Origin of the sequence: Bacillus sp. FJAT-29790, assembly GCF_019039215.1 — a bacterium.
Taxonomy (GTDB): domain Bacteria; phylum Bacillota; class Bacilli; order Bacillales; family Cytobacillaceae; genus Cytobacillus.
Genome location: NZ_JAHNZZ010000002.1, coordinates 220,247 through 236,837 on the forward strand (window position 1 = coordinate 220,247; position 16,591 = coordinate 236,837).

Annotated in this window: 18 protein-coding genes; 11 read left to right on the forward strand and 7 right to left on the reverse strand. The window is 38.9% G+C overall.

The genetic code is table 11. The features are described from left to right. Positions 1–100 precede the first annotated feature (100 nt). Positions 101–253 (reverse strand): hypothetical protein, encoded by a 153-nt coding sequence (locus BGM26_RS16055; protein WP_217040983.1) that lies wholly within the window; start codon positions 251–253, stop codon positions 101–103. A gap of 236 nt (positions 254–489) precedes the next feature. On the opposite strand from BGM26_RS16055, the gene rraA reads away from it, so the two are divergent. Next, on the forward strand, positions 490–969 hold the full coding sequence (rraA, locus tag BGM26_RS16060; RefSeq protein ID WP_217040984.1) for a ribonuclease E activity regulator RraA: 480 nt from the start codon (positions 490–492) through the stop codon (positions 967–969). 81 nt (positions 970–1,050) lie between these two features. Here rraA and BGM26_RS16065 read toward each other — a convergent pair whose 3' ends face one another. Then, complete coding sequence (locus tag BGM26_RS16065; RefSeq protein ID WP_254119614.1) at positions 1,051–1,983, reverse strand: VanW family protein; 933 nt, start codon at positions 1,981–1,983, stop codon at positions 1,051–1,053. Between the two features lie 178 nt (positions 1,984–2,161). Here BGM26_RS16065 and BGM26_RS16070 point away from each other — a divergent pair, with 178 nt between their 5' ends. The 5 genes from BGM26_RS16070 to BGM26_RS16090 all read left to right on the forward strand — a co-directional run bounded on the left by BGM26_RS16070 (position 2,162) and on the right by BGM26_RS16090 (position 6,073). Beyond that, the gene (locus tag BGM26_RS16070) at positions 2,162–2,506 is read left to right on the forward strand and encodes a lmo0954 family membrane protein (protein WP_217040985.1); all 345 of its coding nucleotides are present in this window, start codon (positions 2,162–2,164) and stop codon (positions 2,504–2,506) included. A gap of 27 nt (positions 2,507–2,533) precedes the next feature. Beyond that, positions 2,534–3,181 (forward strand): PspA/IM30 family protein, encoded by a 648-nt coding sequence (locus BGM26_RS16075; protein ID WP_217040986.1) that lies wholly within the window; start codon positions 2,534–2,536, stop codon positions 3,179–3,181. A gap of 339 nt (positions 3,182–3,520) precedes the next feature. Continuing rightward, positions 3,521–4,255 (forward strand): cell wall-active antibiotics response protein LiaF, encoded by a 735-nt coding sequence (liaF, locus tag BGM26_RS16080; RefSeq protein ID WP_217040987.1) that lies wholly within the window; start codon positions 3,521–3,523, stop codon positions 4,253–4,255. Continuing rightward, on the forward strand, positions 4,252–5,274 hold the full coding sequence (locus tag BGM26_RS16085; RefSeq protein WP_217040988.1) for a sensor histidine kinase: 1,023 nt from the start codon (positions 4,252–4,254) through the stop codon (positions 5,272–5,274). The genes liaF and BGM26_RS16085 overlap by 4 nt, the downstream gene beginning before the upstream one ends. Before the next feature lie 166 nt (positions 5,275–5,440). Then, the gene (locus tag BGM26_RS16090) at positions 5,441–6,073 is read left to right on the forward strand and encodes a response regulator transcription factor (protein ID WP_217040989.1); all 633 of its coding nucleotides are present in this window, start codon (positions 5,441–5,443) and stop codon (positions 6,071–6,073) included. 165 nt (positions 6,074–6,238) lie between these two features. Here BGM26_RS16090 and BGM26_RS16095 read toward each other — a convergent pair whose 3' ends face one another. After that, positions 6,239–6,922: a DUF421 domain-containing protein gene (locus BGM26_RS16095; protein ID WP_217040990.1), complete on the reverse strand. Its 684-nt coding sequence runs from the start codon at positions 6,920–6,922 to the stop codon at positions 6,239–6,241. A gap of 469 nt (positions 6,923–7,391) precedes the next feature. Here BGM26_RS16095 and BGM26_RS16100 point away from each other — a divergent pair, with 469 nt between their 5' ends. Together BGM26_RS16100 and BGM26_RS16105 are read left to right on the forward strand one after the other, a co-directional pair. Continuing rightward, on the forward strand, positions 7,392–8,717 hold the full coding sequence (locus BGM26_RS16100) for a polysaccharide biosynthesis protein (protein ID WP_217040991.1): 1,326 nt from the start codon (positions 7,392–7,394) through the stop codon (positions 8,715–8,717). 274 nt (positions 8,718–8,991) lie between these two features. Then, complete coding sequence (locus BGM26_RS16105) at positions 8,992–9,369, forward strand: DUF1284 domain-containing protein (protein ID WP_217041211.1); 378 nt, start codon at positions 8,992–8,994, stop codon at positions 9,367–9,369. Between the two features lie 112 nt (positions 9,370–9,481). Here BGM26_RS16105 and BGM26_RS16110 read toward each other — a convergent pair whose 3' ends face one another. Continuing rightward, the gene (locus tag BGM26_RS16110) at positions 9,482–9,991 is read right to left on the reverse strand and encodes an acyl-CoA thioesterase (protein ID WP_217040992.1); all 510 of its coding nucleotides are present in this window, start codon (positions 9,989–9,991) and stop codon (positions 9,482–9,484) included. A gap of 180 nt (positions 9,992–10,171) precedes the next feature. On the opposite strand from BGM26_RS16110, the gene BGM26_RS16115 reads away from it, so the two are divergent. Further along, positions 10,172–10,744, forward strand: coding sequence for a TetR/AcrR family transcriptional regulator (locus BGM26_RS16115; RefSeq protein ID WP_217040993.1), 573 nt, complete (start codon positions 10,172–10,174; stop codon positions 10,742–10,744). A 75-nt stretch (positions 10,745–10,819) separates the two neighbouring features. Further along, on the forward strand, positions 10,820–11,755 hold the full coding sequence (locus tag BGM26_RS16120; RefSeq protein WP_217040994.1) for an SDR family NAD(P)-dependent oxidoreductase: 936 nt from the start codon (positions 10,820–10,822) through the stop codon (positions 11,753–11,755). A 77-nt stretch (positions 11,756–11,832) separates the two neighbouring features. Here the strand turns inward: BGM26_RS16120 and BGM26_RS16125 are convergent, their stop codons facing one another. Then, a complete protein-coding gene (locus tag BGM26_RS16125) occupies positions 11,833–12,330 on the reverse strand; it encodes a GNAT family N-acetyltransferase (RefSeq protein WP_217040995.1) in 498 nt (165 codons plus the stop codon). Between the two features lie 126 nt (positions 12,331–12,456). Continuing rightward, a complete protein-coding gene (locus tag BGM26_RS16130; RefSeq protein ID WP_217040996.1) occupies positions 12,457–14,001 on the reverse strand; it encodes an S-layer homology domain-containing protein in 1,545 nt (514 codons plus the stop codon). Between the two features lie 261 nt (positions 14,002–14,262). On the opposite strand from BGM26_RS16130, the gene cls reads away from it, so the two are divergent. Further along, a complete protein-coding gene (gene cls / locus BGM26_RS16135; RefSeq protein WP_217040997.1) occupies positions 14,263–15,774 on the forward strand; it encodes a cardiolipin synthase in 1,512 nt (503 codons plus the stop codon). Between the two features lie 125 nt (positions 15,775–15,899). Here cls and BGM26_RS16140 read toward each other — a convergent pair whose 3' ends face one another. Continuing rightward, the gene (locus tag BGM26_RS16140; RefSeq protein ID WP_217040998.1) at positions 15,900–16,541 is read right to left on the reverse strand and encodes a Bax inhibitor-1/YccA family protein; all 642 of its coding nucleotides are present in this window, start codon (positions 16,539–16,541) and stop codon (positions 15,900–15,902) included. Positions 16,542–16,591 lie beyond the last annotated feature (50 nt).

The following is a 16,591-nucleotide window of genomic DNA, read 5'->3' on the forward strand; positions in this document are numbered from 1 at the left end:
CAAACAACAATATATGCGAAAAAAGCCAAAAATAATAATTAGAATTTCATAAATAAAAACAAAATTGAAAGCAAACTGATTCAATATTTAAGGGACGGCTTTATAAAAGGCCGTCCCTTTCATCATCTTTGAATGGTTCCGTTTGCTTAGGCTTTTCAGAATCTAAAGCATGTTTAATAAAGGAGATTAATACTGCGCCTACAAGACCCAAAGCAATCAGCAATCCAAGAGTAGTTATCCATAATAGAACCATCTAAAAAGCCTCCCTTTTTTCTTCTGAAGAACCTTCATCTTGCTTCAGCGAATATGTTTGGGATTGATAAAGCTAAATATGAAAGAAAATTCACTTAATAAAGATATATGCTGATAAAACATGATTCTTTACAGTTACTTCCCGATACAATTTGAAATTATGAAGGGATTATTGCTGTTTGTAGGGAATTAGAAATATATGTTTATCATCTAAATCTTAAAGGGGGATTGAAGATCATGAATTTTAAAACGGCTGATTTATGCGATGAGTTTGGGAATGAATTAGATGTTTGCCAGCAGGAATTTTATTCGTATGGAAAAAAGAATCAGTTTTATGGTCCTATTTCAACTGTGAAAGTGTTCGAAGATAATGTTTTGGTAAAAACGGCGTTAGAAACAATTCCTGAAGGGAATATTCTGGTTGTGGATGGAGGGGGCTCTAAAAAATGTGCTTTATTAGGAGACCGTCTTGGAGAAATCGCATCGTCCAGAAAGCTTGCAGGAGTCATTGTTAACGGTTGTGTCCGTGATACAGCGGATCTCGCTGAATTAGAAATAGGGATTCTCGCCCTTGGCAGTAATCCTTTGAAAAGCAAAAAGGAAGGAAAGGGCGAAGCGGATATAACAGTTACTTTCGGGGACATCAATTGGAACCCGGGGGCTTATGTATATGCAGATAAAGATGGCGTCATTGTCAGTGCTAAAAAGCTGATATAGAAAGCGAAGGGGGATTTAATTTCCTCCTTCGCTTTTATAGATTAACGGGTAAGGAAAGTTTCAGAGCGAAAATAGACTTTCTTAATCCAGCATCCTCAAGTCCGCATTCGCATCAAGCGGGATTTCCTGCGGAAGCATTTTTGAGGCACCTGGCACAGGTCGCGGTTCATAATCAATTTCATCTGAAGAAAAAATCCGGATGCTCATCTGGCCTCCCAGCACTTTTGCCCGAATAAGCAAAGGAAAGCTATAGACATTTTTAAAGCTGAAATCCGGGCCATACCAACTGACCGTAGCATCACGTCCAGGAGGAACGTACGGAACTCTTTTTGAGTGTGAGAAACGTTCAACCATCTTGACTCCCGCACGGTCGGCAGCGTTAAAAAGTGTGGAAGACACTTGGCAAATTCCCCCGCCAATATCCTCTGATAATTCTCCTCTCACAATTACAGGTGCGCGCAAATAGCCGCGCTCCTTCGTTCTTTTTCCAACGATTCGGTTAAAGGAAAATGTTTCACCGGGAAAAACGACATAGTTATTTATCGCTTCTGCAGCAAGTGAAATATTATGGGAGCGTGATTGATTATTTCGGTTAAAGTAGGTTACATATTGCCCGATTTGCTTTACCCGTATTTGCAAAAGCAAATCCTGATCCACCCTCGGATAAACAGGAAGCATTGGGATTTCGATTGTTGACGCACTTGTTTTATAAAAATATGTATAGAACAAGTCAGTAAAAGCTTTTCGATACAATTTACTGCCTAGTTGCCCTTCGATCACTTTTCCGGATTCATTAATATAGGCGTTAACAGGGGCTTTATATGTTTTTTTGTCCAAATCTTCAAGAAATTCTTTGAGTTTTGCTGAATCAACAAAAGGCGTTCCCGGAATGGGAATGGAAAAGTCCGTTCGGTTAATATTCATGACATTTTCTCCCTGACTTTCAATCGTTAAGCTATCAGGTTGATTGATAGGGTGAATCAATAGTAAGAGTCCATAAATCCAAGCAATCAATGTTCTTGCACCTCCCAAACATAGTATGGGTTTCGAGGATTGTTTTCATGTGAAGAAAATTGAAAAAGTCAGTCCTATTACCCTCTCCGTCTTAGGCCCTAGATGAAAATCAAGCGCAGGTTCGTTATAGGAAACCTTAAATCCAGGTAAGATGAAATCATGAAAGGAGGAAATGAACATGAAAAAATTTGGTTTACTGTTAGCGGGAGGAATTGCAGCGCTGGTGCTGGTGTCAAACCTTGGCCCGATGGTAGGTTTAGCGGTCAGCGTCGCAATTTTATACTTTGTATTTAAACAGTTTTTACAAGCAGATTCAATGCTAGGAAAAATCGGGTGGGTAATCATCGGGTTTGTTGCGCTGATGGCTGCTGCATCAAATGTTCCTGCTATTCTTGGAATCGCAGCTGCATACGTTTTGTTCCTTGTTTATAAAAAATGGAACAATACAAAATCAGCTGTAAAAGAAGATAATGATCCATTTACCAATTTCGAAAAGCAATGGTCTGAATTAAAACAAAACTAAAAACTACTTATTTAAGGAGAGATAAAAATGGCAAACTTATTTACACGAATGAAAAATACGGTATTAGCTGATATTCATGAGGCATTAGATCAAAAGGAGAAAAAGAATCCGATTACTTTATTAAACCAGTACTTACGTGAATGTGAATTGGAAACAGAAAAGGTTCGCAAGCTATTAGAACGTCAGTATTCGTTGAAAGAGGAATTTACTCGTGAACTCCGATATGCGCAGGAGTTAGCAGGGAAACGGAAACGCCAGGCGGAAATTGCCTCACAGGCGGGAGAGAATGAATTATATCTATTTGCAAGTGAGGAGCATACCCAATTTGAAGACCGTGCAGCCCGTTTGAAGGTTACGTTGAACCAGGTTGTTCAGCAGCTTGTCGAGCTGGAAAGAAAATACGAGGAAATGAAACATAAACTGAAAGATATGCATATCCGACGCATGGAATTAATGGGCCGTGAGAATATGACTCGTGCTCAAGCGAAAATGAATCAAGTGCTTGATAATAATACGTACTCGAATCAGTCATTTTCTAAATTTCAAGAAATCGAGTCCTATCTTGACCGCTTAGAGCATCAAGTGAATAGCTCATACCACCGGAACACAATCGATGCTCGTATCGCTCAACTAGAAAAAGACTTGAAAAAGGAAGAAACTCATTCTATTTCATAATGTAAACATGGTATGCTAAAAAGGCGTAGATAAGCTACGTCTTTTTAGCCATAGGATGGGGAATTAAGCATCATGTTTAGATGTCTGCATCAAAAGTGGAAATTGCCCATAAAGGTTTGCAATTGCCCTTATAAAATCGCGAGACTCGCGCAAAAGTTGTCGAGGTCGCCGTATGAGGTCTCTAAGCTCATGATTGTGACATTGAAATCTGAATTATATAGTAGAACTCTATAATCAAATTCGCCTTGGCGTATTTGCGCCCAGATTCGTTTAGAGAATTCTGCTGAATAAAGTTAAAAAAATGTTCATTCCAATCAAACTTAGAAGGGAGGATACCCGATGTTAAACAAAGTGAAAAGCGATTATATTAGTTGGATTTTATTACTGGGGATTGTTGTTCTATTATTGGAATTCTCCTTTTTTAACCGAGGTCTGATTTTCTCCCTTCTTGTGGATATCGGGATGATTTATATTGGAAGAAAAAGGATGCCGCGAACATCTGGAAAGATCTTATTTTGGCTCGGTCTTATCTTTTTAATTATTAGCATTTTTAGCATGATGACCTTTAAATTCTTTCTGCTTGCCATCTTGCTTCATTTCTTGATTCAATATGCACAATCAAAACGTAATCCAGCGCATATCCGGCCTATCGTAATGGAACCGAGTCTGTTCTCGGAAAAAGAGACCATCATCAAAAAAGAGCCGCTATTTTCCAATTTTTTATTTGGCCAGCAGAAAACGCCCGAACATGTATATAAATGGAGCGATATCAATATTCAAGCAGGAATTGGGGATTCTGTAATCGATTTAAGCTACACGGTTCTGCCAAAAGGCGAGACTGTTATCTTCATTCGGAACTTTGTCGGTAACATCCGAGTTCTAATTCCTTATGATGTGGAAATTAGTGTTAATCATTCCGTCATAGCAGGCACTAGCGAAATCTTTGAATTTCAAGAAACGAAAATATTTAACCAGACTTTACAAGTTCAGACGCCTGGATTTGAACAAGCTGAACAGAAAGTAAAAATCTTCACCTCTCTACTCGTTGGTGATCTTGAGGTGAAGCGCGTATGAGTATTGTTCAGCGTCAAATTGTTTGGGGAGCGGGCATGTCTATTTTTATTTGCGCCACCTTGGCCGTATCATTTCTTATCAGGGTTCCGTTTTCCGATTGGAGAGAATTATGGGATACGGATATCATGGATATTCCTTTCATTTTATTCATACCGAGTGTGAGTATTGCAATCGGAATCCTTTTTGGCTTTATTTCAGGCCTTTATTGGCGGAGGCAGCTTCAATCGATTGACAGCTGGCTTCATCATATTGAAGAAGGCCGTCAAATTGATGTTAAAAAACTAAATGCAGGAACTGAACTTTTATCTATTACAAACAGAGTTGGAAAAATCCAAAAACAAATTGCCGAACAGGCGAAGCTTTCCCAAAAGCTAGCTACCGAGAACGCAGAGGATATTGAAAGTCGAATGCAGGAAATTATTTCGCAGGAAAGAAACCGACTGGCCCGCGAACTCCATGATTCAGTCAGTCAGCAGCTCTTTGCCGCTTCCATGTTAATGTCTGCCATTAATGAAGCAAAGAATGAGACAAATGATCGGGAAACGAAGCAATTGAAAATGGTTGAGGAAATGATTCATCAATCCCAACTAGAAATGCGGGCTCTTCTTCTCCATTTAAGGCCGGCCGCATTAAAAGGCAAGACACTACAAGAAGGAATTAAGGAATTGCTAATCGAATTATCACAAAAAGTAACGATGCAGATAAAATGGAAGATAGAGGATTTTCCGCTCGATAAAGGAGTAGAGGACCATTTATTCCGAATCCTTCAAGAATCTGTTTCTAATACCCTTCGCCATGCAAAATCAACGACACTTGATGTGCTGCTGATCCAAAGGGATGAGTTTGTTATTTTACGAGTGGTAGATGATGGTATTGGATTTGATGTGGAAGAAACAAAGGCCGGCTCTTATGGATTGCAGAATATGTATGAGAGGGCAGTTGAAGTTGGGGGAACAATCAAGATTATTAGCTTGAAAAATAGCGGAACACGTCTTGAAGTGAAGGTTCCAGTTATATAGAAAAGAGGAGAGCGCCAGCCTTTAAGGAATGCGAAATAAAATCGCCACTTCCTCGCAAAAGCTATCACTTTTGGTCGAGCGATGTATCGCTGCCGCAACTAGACACGCTTATGAACTCGAGCCGCTGGCGCTCGGAGCCAGACAATATATATAGGGGATGAGGCCGATGATTAAAGTATTGTTTGTAGATGATCATGAGATGGTAAGAATAGGCGTTTCTTCTTATTTGTCGGCGCAAAAGGATATCGAGGTAATTGGGGAAGCAGACAATGGTAGAACGGCTATTGATCTTGCACTCAGTTTGCGACCGGATATTATTTTAATGGATTTGGTCATGAAGGAAATGGACGGAATCGAGGCAACAAGAAACATTATTGAAAAATGGCCTGAAGCAAAAATCATTATTGTAACAAGCTTCCTTGACGATGAAAAAGTCTATCCTGCACTTGAGGCAGGGGCAACGAGCTATATGCTGAAAACGTCTAAAGCCAGTGAAATTGCGGATGCTGTTCGCTCAACCTATCATGGCCAATCGGTTTTAGAGCCTGAAGTGACAGGGAAAATGATGGTGAAAATGAGACAGAAGCCGCAGCAACTTCTCCATGAAGAGTTGACAAGCAGAGAAATGGAAATACTTCTTCTAATGGCAGAAGGAAAAGCAAACCAGGAAATAGCCGATGAACTTTTTATTGCTTTAAAAACGGTCAAAACGCATGTAAGCAATATCCTTAGCAAGCTTCAAGTACAGGACCGTACTCAAGCTGTGATTTATGCGTTTAAGCATTCATTGGTGGAATAATCCGTTACGGTTGTAAAGAGCTAAAGGATAATGATTTAGCTCTTTTTATATTACTTGGAATGGGCGAAAAATTATGAAAGGTGTTTGAAATAGAAATGGATCAAGAACGCTGATTTTATTGTTAATGAAAAGCTGATCAGATTTGGATATCACAGCTTTTCGAATTTAGTTCGTTTGATTGGTCTGTACGAAAATACCGTCACCCTCTAGCCATTCAGCTAGGAAAACGTCCTTATAATTAGAAATATTGTGCGAAGATAGCTGCATTTTCAACCAAGATTCATCATACCCCAAATCTTTTATTTCGTCCCATAAAACTTTCCCGTCCCTGATGAGTGTAACGGGGATGTAAACAGCACTCCTAGGAAGATTAAAATCCTCCATTGTTGTTTTTTGGTAGCGTGCTTTTTTTAGAATGCTAAGCGCGCCATTGGCCTCTAAATAGCAAAACGCTACCTCTCGAATTGAAAAGGTTTCACTTTGACGAAGCAAGCTTTGCAGTTGATTTAGATTCATACGGCATTTCTTTAGCGCCTCGCGATCAACAACTCCATTTTTAATGAGTGCAGTAGGTTTCCCCTGGAAAATCCCTCTGAAAAATAATGACTTTCTTTCCAGGAATTCGACGATAAATAACAGCGCTCCCCATAAACACATTGAATAAATAATGTGGAAAACCCCAACCCTTTTCTCATACATCGCATTTCCAAGCATCTCACTTAACATGAGTGATGTTATAAAAGTAAAGGGGGAAATATGATTAATGATCTTCCTTCCCACCACTTTTACAATAATAAACATCAAAAAGAAGCCAGTAACTAAGTCAATGGTGATTTTTAAGAAACTCAATGTCAAATGCCCCAATCTGTCTTTATTGCTTTTATATTTAAGCTCTGTTAGTGGTTAATGTTGAAAAACTAAGACTAGCGGGGCGATTTTGCCTGGAGAGAACCTTTTGAGCGATAGCGAGAACCGCTTCTCGGAAGGTAAATCGAACACGCGGGTCTATCAACAACATTGTTTAACAAAGCCTATTTAAGTAAACAGTTTCTATATATCTTACCCAAAATCATACTGTTTCCATGTCCAAAAATTACATTTATAACGAGGGGTGACTCAATCGGTCGAACTCATTTCAATATGAATGCTTAAGGACCCAATTCAATGACGTTTATGCTTTACAATTAACCGCTTTAATCTCCAAAATACTTCCTAGCTAGAAAATGAAAATATTCTCCAGACTTGTCTCATATCATGTAAAGAATGTGGACGGCGGCTATTAAGGTCGAACACTCTTAAATGATGAGGAGAGGCATGGATGAATAAATTTTTCAAAGGAACATTATTATTGGCAGCAGCTGCTTTTGCGGCTGAGTGCATTGAGTTTATCGTGAATATGGTACTTGCAAGGGAATTGGGGGAGAGAGGCCTTGGCATGTATATGTCCATTCTTCCGACGATTTTTTTAATTGTTCTGATTGCGAGCTTTGAACTGCCTATTTCAATTTCAAAATTCATTGCTGAAAGGGACAAAAAATACCACAAAAGCATGCTCAACCATGTCATTAAATTGACGATCGTTTTTACAGCAATTATTCTGCCGCTAGCGATTTTTATCATGCCCATTGTGCCAATTTTTGATCAGTATCACCCTTTGCTAAGATGGGTTGTCATTGCCTTTATTCCGATTGTTTCTTTTTCCTCCATTGCAAGAGGGTTTTTTATGGGCAAGCAGCAGATGGGGAAAATTGCGACGTCTAATTTCTTGCGTAAAATGGTCCAGCTTTTATTATTGGTTACTTTGTATCAGTTCTTTCAATTCGACACAGTGACTGCGGTCTTTATTGCATTTTGTACGTTTGTAGGTAGTGAGATTGTTGTCTTCTTGTACTTGCTGCATATGTTTATTATTCAATACCAGCAAGTGAAAAAGGAGCCAAGTGAAGGCATGAGCGGAAGAATGGTACGCAAAAGTTTGATGGCAGTGTCGATTCCAACCACTGCGATGAGAGTATTCCATGCTCTGTCACACGCAGTAGAGCCATTTTTAATAAAAGCAGCCCTTTTAAAAGCAGGAGTAAGCGGCATTGTTGCGACAGAGCATTTTGGTATGCTTGCCGGTGTTGCATTAACCATTGGCTTTTTTCCTGCCTTCATCGCCCATTCATTCTTAATTATGTTAATCCCGACAGTGTCAGAAACCTATGCTGAGAGGAATATAGAGAAGCTGCAAAGCCTTCTCCAGCAAGTATTTATGATTACTTTTTTATACGGGATTCCGGCTGTTGTTTTTTTCTATTTCTATGCCGAGCCTTTAACTAATATTTTTTTCCATTCATCTGATTCTGCGGTTTATTTACAAATGCTTTGGCCGTTTTTCCTGCTTCATTATTTCATTATTCCGATGCAGGCCTTTTTAATCGGGCTCGGTCTAATGAAGGAAGCCCTTTTCCATTTTGTGTGGTCGACGGTTGTCTCTTTCTCCGTCATGTATGTGCTCGGTTCCATGCAAAGCTTTCAAATGGACGGTATTATAATTGGCATGAATACAGGAGCGGCCGTATTGACACTCATGCATTATTTAACGATTTGCAAAAAAATTGGCGTAAATCTGCTGCTTGCTCCTGTTAGGAGATTTAATTAATAATTTTGGATGTGTAAAACTTTATATTGATAATTGCACTTGTTGATTGTAGCGGAAGGCGAGTGCCTGCAGCGGAAATCAACAGCTACATTTAACGCAGCTATAAATTTAATAGGCGAAAAAGTTTGACGGTATAGACTACGAGAAATTAACTTCAGGCATCACAACTTTGTTAAAATAGTAAATAGAGAAAGTATTTTGAAAAAAGGGGTAAAACGAATTGAGTTTAAGATTAAGAGGACATCATTTACTTTGTGTGCACGGGTTTCGGGGAATGGGCTACAGCCCTGAATTTGTAGAAAAAATGAGTGGGGTTGTTGAGAAAATTAGAAATGACCATGATGATTTTCCAATCCAGGTCGTCGCTGCCCTTGATGATACATGCATGACTTGCCCCCATCATGGAATAACAACATGCGAAGCAAGCGAAGAGTCAAACGACCATGTTTTGTCTATGGATCGAAAAGTAATTAAACAACTTGGCTTACAAGAAGGAGAGACATACGAGAAATCCTTTTTAGTAGCCTTAACTTCAGCGAAAGTCAGACCTGATGATCTAGATGAATTGTGCAAGGGCTGTTCCTGGCTTTCTTATGGGGTATGCAAGGAAGGTATTGCAGACATTAGGGAAAAGTATTGTGACACGCTTTAACTTTATTCAGCAAAAGTCTCTAAACGATATAAGTGTCGATTTGAAGCAATGCACGAAGAAAAAGAGGAGCGGTGTATGATACTGTACGACCGGCCTCTTTATTAGAATTAAATTAGGAATTATGAGTCCCGTATAATTTCGCTCTGCTTTCACTGTCTTTTCTTCTTTTTTTGCGAATGTCAGCCCGTTCCTTTGCTGTGTTGTATAAGCTTTTCTCCTCTTCTGATTCTGGGATGACTGCTGGGACGGGAATCGGTTTTCCATTTTCATCGATTGCGACCATTGTCAGGAAAGACATCGCGCAAACATTTGTTTTTCCAGATAATAGATCCTCAGCGATGACCTTCACAAATATTTCCATGGACGATCTTCCTGTATAGGTGACGAATGCTTCTAGACAAACCGAGTTTCCCTGATAAATGGGATGAAGAAAATCTACGGAATCAGTTGAGGCTGTTACGACATTACTTCTTGCATGACGCATCGCCGAAATGCCGGCAACATCATCTATGTAGGCCATTAACTTTCCTCCAAATAACGTACCATGTGAATTCGTATCAGGCGGAAGTACGATACTTGTTTTTACAACAAAAGATTCCTTACATTGTTTTGATTCGTTCATAAAAATAATCCCCCTTAATTGTCCTGCTTTAAAACATTCCTTCTAAATGTAATAATAGCAAAGAAGCGGAAATTTAGTTAACCGATTAATTTGAAATTTTTTCAATAAAGGGATTGCGAAATAAAGGGAATTCAGCATATAATCTAATTGACCAGTGTTCAAAAATGAAAGGTGATTTGATTGACTCCGAGAAAATCAGCCAATGAAGAATTGACTAAAGATGCAATTATCGATGTCGCCCGTGATCTATTCGTTTCAGAAGGATATGCGTCTACGTCTATGCGCAAAATTGCCCAGATCCTTAATTGCAGTCACGGCGCTATTTATTATCATTTCAAAAATAAGGCAGAGCTGTTCTTTGAAATTGTTGAGGCAGATTTCAAGAAGCTTGATCAAGAATTGGATGATGTCATGGCAGATACTTTTGCATCAAATGATGAAAAAATCTTTGCCATATTGTACAGGTTTATTCAATTTGGACTTACCCATCAAAATCATTATGAAGTGATGTTCATGATCCGAAACGATGACCTTAAATGCTATGTGCAAGACGGTCCAAATCAGAGCTATTATCATTTTGCTCAGGCCATAGCATTTTTGAGCTCTAAACAACTGACGACTAATGAAATTTGGTCTCTTTTCCTTAGTATGCACGGTTTTGTTTCACATTATTGCGGGATGGAAATAACCTTCGAAGATGTAAGAGATCTTGTTTCGTCGCATGTACACTTTCTACTCAAAGCGATTAAATAAAGAAATGCCAGACATTTCTTTTATTTTTGAAGGGATTTGAACAGTGGTCAATTAAATAAAAAGGAGTTAATATTTATGAAAACAGCTGCAGTGCTAGGCGCAACTGGCGGAATGGGGTTTGCCTTGACGGAAGCGCTTATTAACAAGAATATAAAAACCATTGCCTTTGCGCGCTCTAAACAAAACTTACTTAAATACCAAAAAGAATGGGGACCATTGGCGGAAATCATGAAGGGTGATGCAATGGATCCTCAAGATATCGAATTGGTCGTGTCGAAAGCAGATATTATCTTTCACTCTATTAATATACCATATCAGGACTGGGATCCGGCTCTTACTGTCATGCTCTCTAACATTCTCAAGGAATGCCGCAAGCAGCAAAAGCGATTTATTTACGTTGACAATATTTATTCATACGGTTTACAAGATTCTAAAGTAAAAGAAGTAGCCAAGAAGAATCCTCACACAAAGAAGGGAAAGTTACGCCAAGGTCTGCTTGACCAAATTGAAGCTTCAGACGTTCCCTACATCATCGCTCATTTCCCGGACTTTTATGGCCCACACACCGGAAATACCCTATTGCAATATACATTTGATCAAATACTAGTGAATAAATCAGGCAAATTTGTTGGAAAAATGAACATACCAAGGGAGTTTATTTATATAAAAGATGGAGCCCGTGCATTGGTGGAATTAGCAATGAGGAAAGATGCCTACGGAGAAACATGGAATATTCCCGGAGCAGGGACAATTACCGGACAAGAAATTGAACAGTTAGCTGCCGCTCATCTCCAGAAGAAAGTTGTTTTGAAGCCTGTTCATAAATGGATGATAAATGCATTAGGGCTATTCAATTCTTTTATGAGAGAGTATGCTGAGTTGATGTATCTAAATGAAAGCCCAGTCATTTTGGACGGAAGTAAATATGAACAACGCATCGGAGCCATTCCAAAAACGCCTTATAAAGAGGGGATTGGAGTAACATTAGACTATTTAATGAAAGCCAATTAAGATGGTTAGATATGCGAGAAGTACAGCCAATTGTAAAAGAGGTTGTACTTCTCTACGATTGCCAGGAACTATCGAATTTAAAGAAACAAAACCATATGCTCATCATCATAATACGTATTGCCAATTTTCAACGCTCTTTTATCTTCTCCAAACACTTCAAACCCAAAAGAAGAATAAAGCTTCTTGGCTGATTCGTTCGCTGAAACGACGGATAAATAAACCTGCTCAATCCCTTTCACTTCTTTTGCCTTCTCGAGTGCAGCTGTGATTAATGCCTTGCCGGTACCCATCCTTCGTTTCTCAGCTGAAACGTACATGGCGACGATATTTGCCCGGTGTTTTAGTTTTAGCTTGTTTTCCTTAAGTAAAGTAACGGTACCAATTAGCTTTTCACTTTCGAAGGCACCAAATGTAAAAGAATCCACAGAGAGGAATCTGCTTTCATAAACTTCAGCTGAGGTTTCTACTTCCTCCTCATAGCTTGAAGCGAATGCCTCTGGATGATTCTTTAAAGCTTCTAATCTTACTTTTCGATAATCATTGGCATCACTTGGTTTCAAAAGTCGTATATTCATGAAATCCTCTCCATTCACTATTGGTTAAAGACGAATAGATTGTACCGGCTGAGTGTAATGATTTTCATTTATCGAAGTTTGACTGTCAGTACGACTTCCACAGATGGAGTTTCGTTTTGTTTCACATTATTTAACAAACCTTCTAGTGCCAGCAAATTCAGATTTATATGGCTGTGTATTAATCGATATGATTTCGATGCTTTTGCTTGAGTTAGGGGAATGGATCATTTGCCCATTTCCAATATACATACTGACGTGGTGAACACGTCCTTTTCCGTTGTTGTAGGCAAAAAACATTAAATCACCTGGTTGCATTTTACTTTTTTCTACCACTGTACCTTGTTGAAATTGAACGGAAGCATCCCTAGGGATCATGATTCCATGCCGTTTATAAACGGCATGCGTAAATCCGGAGCAATCAAATCCAAATCCAGATGTCCCAGCCCATAAATAGGGAAGGCCAATAAACTTTTTGGCAGTATTGACAATATCCTGTTGGCTTGGTTTAGGAATGCTTTTTTCATTACTAATTAGCATTGCATCTTGCTTCCGAATATATTTGACACCATTTGCAGGAGTTTGAATCTGAAGCCAATTTGTCTCTTCCTTAATGACTGGAAATCTAGTATTAAAGCTAACATCCAGAAACTTATCTTTCGTCGAAGCAGCGTTGTATAAAGTGACGGTTTGATCGTCTATTATTGCTATTTTACATGTTTCATAATTTGGGTAGGTTTCAGTAATATGGGATTTAGGAACCCAGCCTGCATAGCCATTTTTATTTTTAGGTGTATATTGATCTTTAACAGCAACTTGATGCCAATTACCTTTCGATTGTAAAATAACTACTTCTTGTCCGTATAGTGCTTGTGTTTCTAATTTTCCGACTAACCATGCCTTCTGGTTCACATTCATCCCTTTCGTCCATTTAGCTAAATCTACTGGGTTCGATAAAGCCGATTTGTCGAGTGTGCGTTGCTTGTCAGGCTCGGCCCAGAGAGTTGCAACCGCAACATTGATTACAAACTTTTTCGTATTATCAGGCTTGTAACATGCAATCGTCTGTTTAAAGCTTGGATTAAGGATACGAGCCAAAAAAACCGCAAATTGAGCTCGTGAAATATGCTCATTCGGCTTAAACGTGTTGTCGGAATAGCCAGTGGTAATATTGTTTGCGAATAAAATTTTAATTTCGCTAGAAGCCCAGTGGTCTTTGCCTACATCACGAAATGAATAGGCATCTGTTCCTTTTAAATCGTATGCTTTCACAAGGATCGCAGCCATTTGGGCTCTTGTTAGTTTGTCTTCAGGTTTAAATTCCCCTTGTTGATTCCCATTCATGATCCCTTCGTCAGCGATTGTAGCAATAATCGTGTATCCATTGTCATCTGGTGTAACATCTTTGAAATTTGGAGCAGGACGATTGCTCGTCTGTAAGTGCCTTGCTTTAATAATCATTTCAGCTGCTTGGATGCGTGTAATTTTATCGTTAGTGCTGAACCGCCCATTCGAATCATTATTAAGGATATCTCGTTTTGCTAAATATTCAATTTCGGAATATGCCCAGAAATTAGAATCTACATCCTTAAAAGATTGCGAAGCAAATGCGGATTCAATGTTAATAAATATGAATAGGACAGCTAATAATAATGTAATTATTTTTTTCGTCATAGCATTCACCACTTATATGTATTTTTAAAGGTTACTTTATCTTTCGTGTTTCTTGTAAAAAAGAGAAAGGGTTAGGAGGAATTTACTATAATTATACAATAATTGTTTCCACATTTAATAGATTCAGGAGGAAATCCTCATAAAATCCTTCAATAGATTCCGCCTTCGGTATTTAAAGTTTACTGCTTTTTGTTAAATGCAATTTATTTAGGAAAGGATATATTCTAAGTAAGGATGAAATTAAATGTTGGGAAGGTTGACATGAGAAAGCGCCGGATCGAGTTTATAATTGCCTTTATTTTAATCACATCACTGTACTTGATATTTTTTAGCCACTACAATATGGTGATAAAATCTGGGTTCATGTTTTTATATGTTTCCGCCATTATGGTTAGCATTTATTCGTTAATGCTTGAGAATCGTTCACCACAGCATACCCTTCTATGGATATATGTTCTTGTGTTTTTCCCAGTAGTGGGGTATTTGTTTTATTTATTTTCCGGTCAGCTTTATTTGAAGGGACATCTCTTCAAAAGCAAGCGGAAGAAGGATCGGGATGAATGGAAGAAATTGCTGAAACAGGAATCCGCGCCTGATCTTTCCTTTTTACAGGATAGTCAGCATTCTTTTGCTAAATTTGCCGAGAACGCTTCCCCGAGCGCGATTAGTACCGCCTCCCGTGCCTATATTTTAAAAAATGGAGAAGTAACTTTTTCAGAAATTAGGAAAAAGCTAAAAGAAGCTGAAGCATTTATTCATCTGGAATATTATATTTTCCGCTCAGACCCCCTTGGGAAGGAAATTATCGGCATCCTTATAGAAAAAGCGAGAAAAGGTGTTGAGGTCTTATTTATTTTCGATGCAGCAGGCAGCCGGAAAATTGCTTCGGAAGATATTGAAGCAATGGAGGCTGCGGGAGTGAAAGTGTTTCCGTTCTCGCCGCTGAAGTATGGATTCTTTAATCAGAAATTTAATTTTCGAAACCACCGGAAGATTATTATTATTGACGGGAAGATCGGTTTTGTAGGCGGGCTGAATGTAGGGATTGAATATCTCGGGAAAGATGAGAGGGTTGGATTTTGGCGGGACACGCATATGTTGCTGAAAGGTGAAGCTGTATATTCACTTCACATGGTTTTTTTGCTGGATTGGGAATATGTCAGTGGCGAAAAGGTTCTACAAAAGCATCCAATCGGCAAATCGGTTATTCAAGATGATGTACTGGATGGGGCTGTACAGGTTGTGGCGAGCGGACCAGATACCCAACAAGGAATTATGAGTGATTTTTATTATTCAATGATTTCATGCGCGACAAAGTCCATTTGGATTGCCAGCCCCTATTTTGTCCCGGATGAAGCGATTCGAACAGCATTAAGAGTGGCAGCGGCAAAAGGGATTGAGGTACGGATCATGGTCCCTGAAATTAATGATGGGTTCTTAACCCAATATGCCAGTCGATCCTATTTCTCGGAATTACTGCGGTACGGCGTAGAAATTTATTCATATAAAAAGGGCTTTCTTCATCAAAAGGTCATTATCGTTGATGGGAATCTGGCTTCGATTGGGACAGCAAATATGGACATGCGCAGTTTTCATCTGAATTTCGAAGTCAATGTTTTCCTTTACGGAACAAGTTCTATTCGTGATTTGGTCGCCCATTATGAAGAGGATATGGAAGAGAGCGAGATAATAAGTCCAGTTCAATATTATAAAAGAGGATTCGTGGAAAGATCGAAGGAATCGTTTGCGAGGCTGTTTTCAGGGATTCTATAGCATACACAGTTTCACTGCTTTTTTGTGTCAGTGGGCAAATTTCAAGGATAATAACAACAATATATGCGAAAATAGCCTAAATTAAAAAGAAGGGAAGGATCCCTTCTTTCATTTTAACATATAGGTTAATCTCTACTTCCCAGAATACCAAATATTCTCAGTATATTAATGAACAAATTAATAAAATCAAGGTATAAATTGAGAGCCATTAAAGGCACTTCCTCGGCTGTCACTCCATACTGCTTCATGCGGTTAAAATCAAAGAGAACATAGCCACTGAATACTAGCACACCAACAAAAGAGAAAGCGAGCATTCCAGTTGAGCTTAATGGCCAGAAAATATTAAAGATAGAGATTGCAATCAAGGCGAGCAATGCGGCCATCAGTATCCCGCCTAAGAAAGTTAAATCACGTTTTGTTGTTGATGCATAAACGGCGAGACCAGTAAATACGGTGGTCGTTGTCGCAAGTGCGAGCAATACAGGGTTTGGACCGATCGTAGTGAGATAATGCGAAACAATCGGATACGTCGTAATACCTGAAATAAAGGTGAAAACATACAGAAATGTGTAAGAGATCGCTTTTTTTCGGCGCAGGAGAAAGGCAAATAACAGCATCCCAATCTCAAGAATTACGAGTGGCAAAAACAGTGCGGGTGGAACAAAAACGCCTGCCATCGTTCCGAGAAAGGCAAATCCCAATGAGAAAGCAAAGGCTCTTAAAACGGATGGCAAATAGGTTCCATTAGCTGTTTGTTGTACATACATATAATAATTTCACCTCATAATAATTTATCTTACTTTTATATACGTAATTC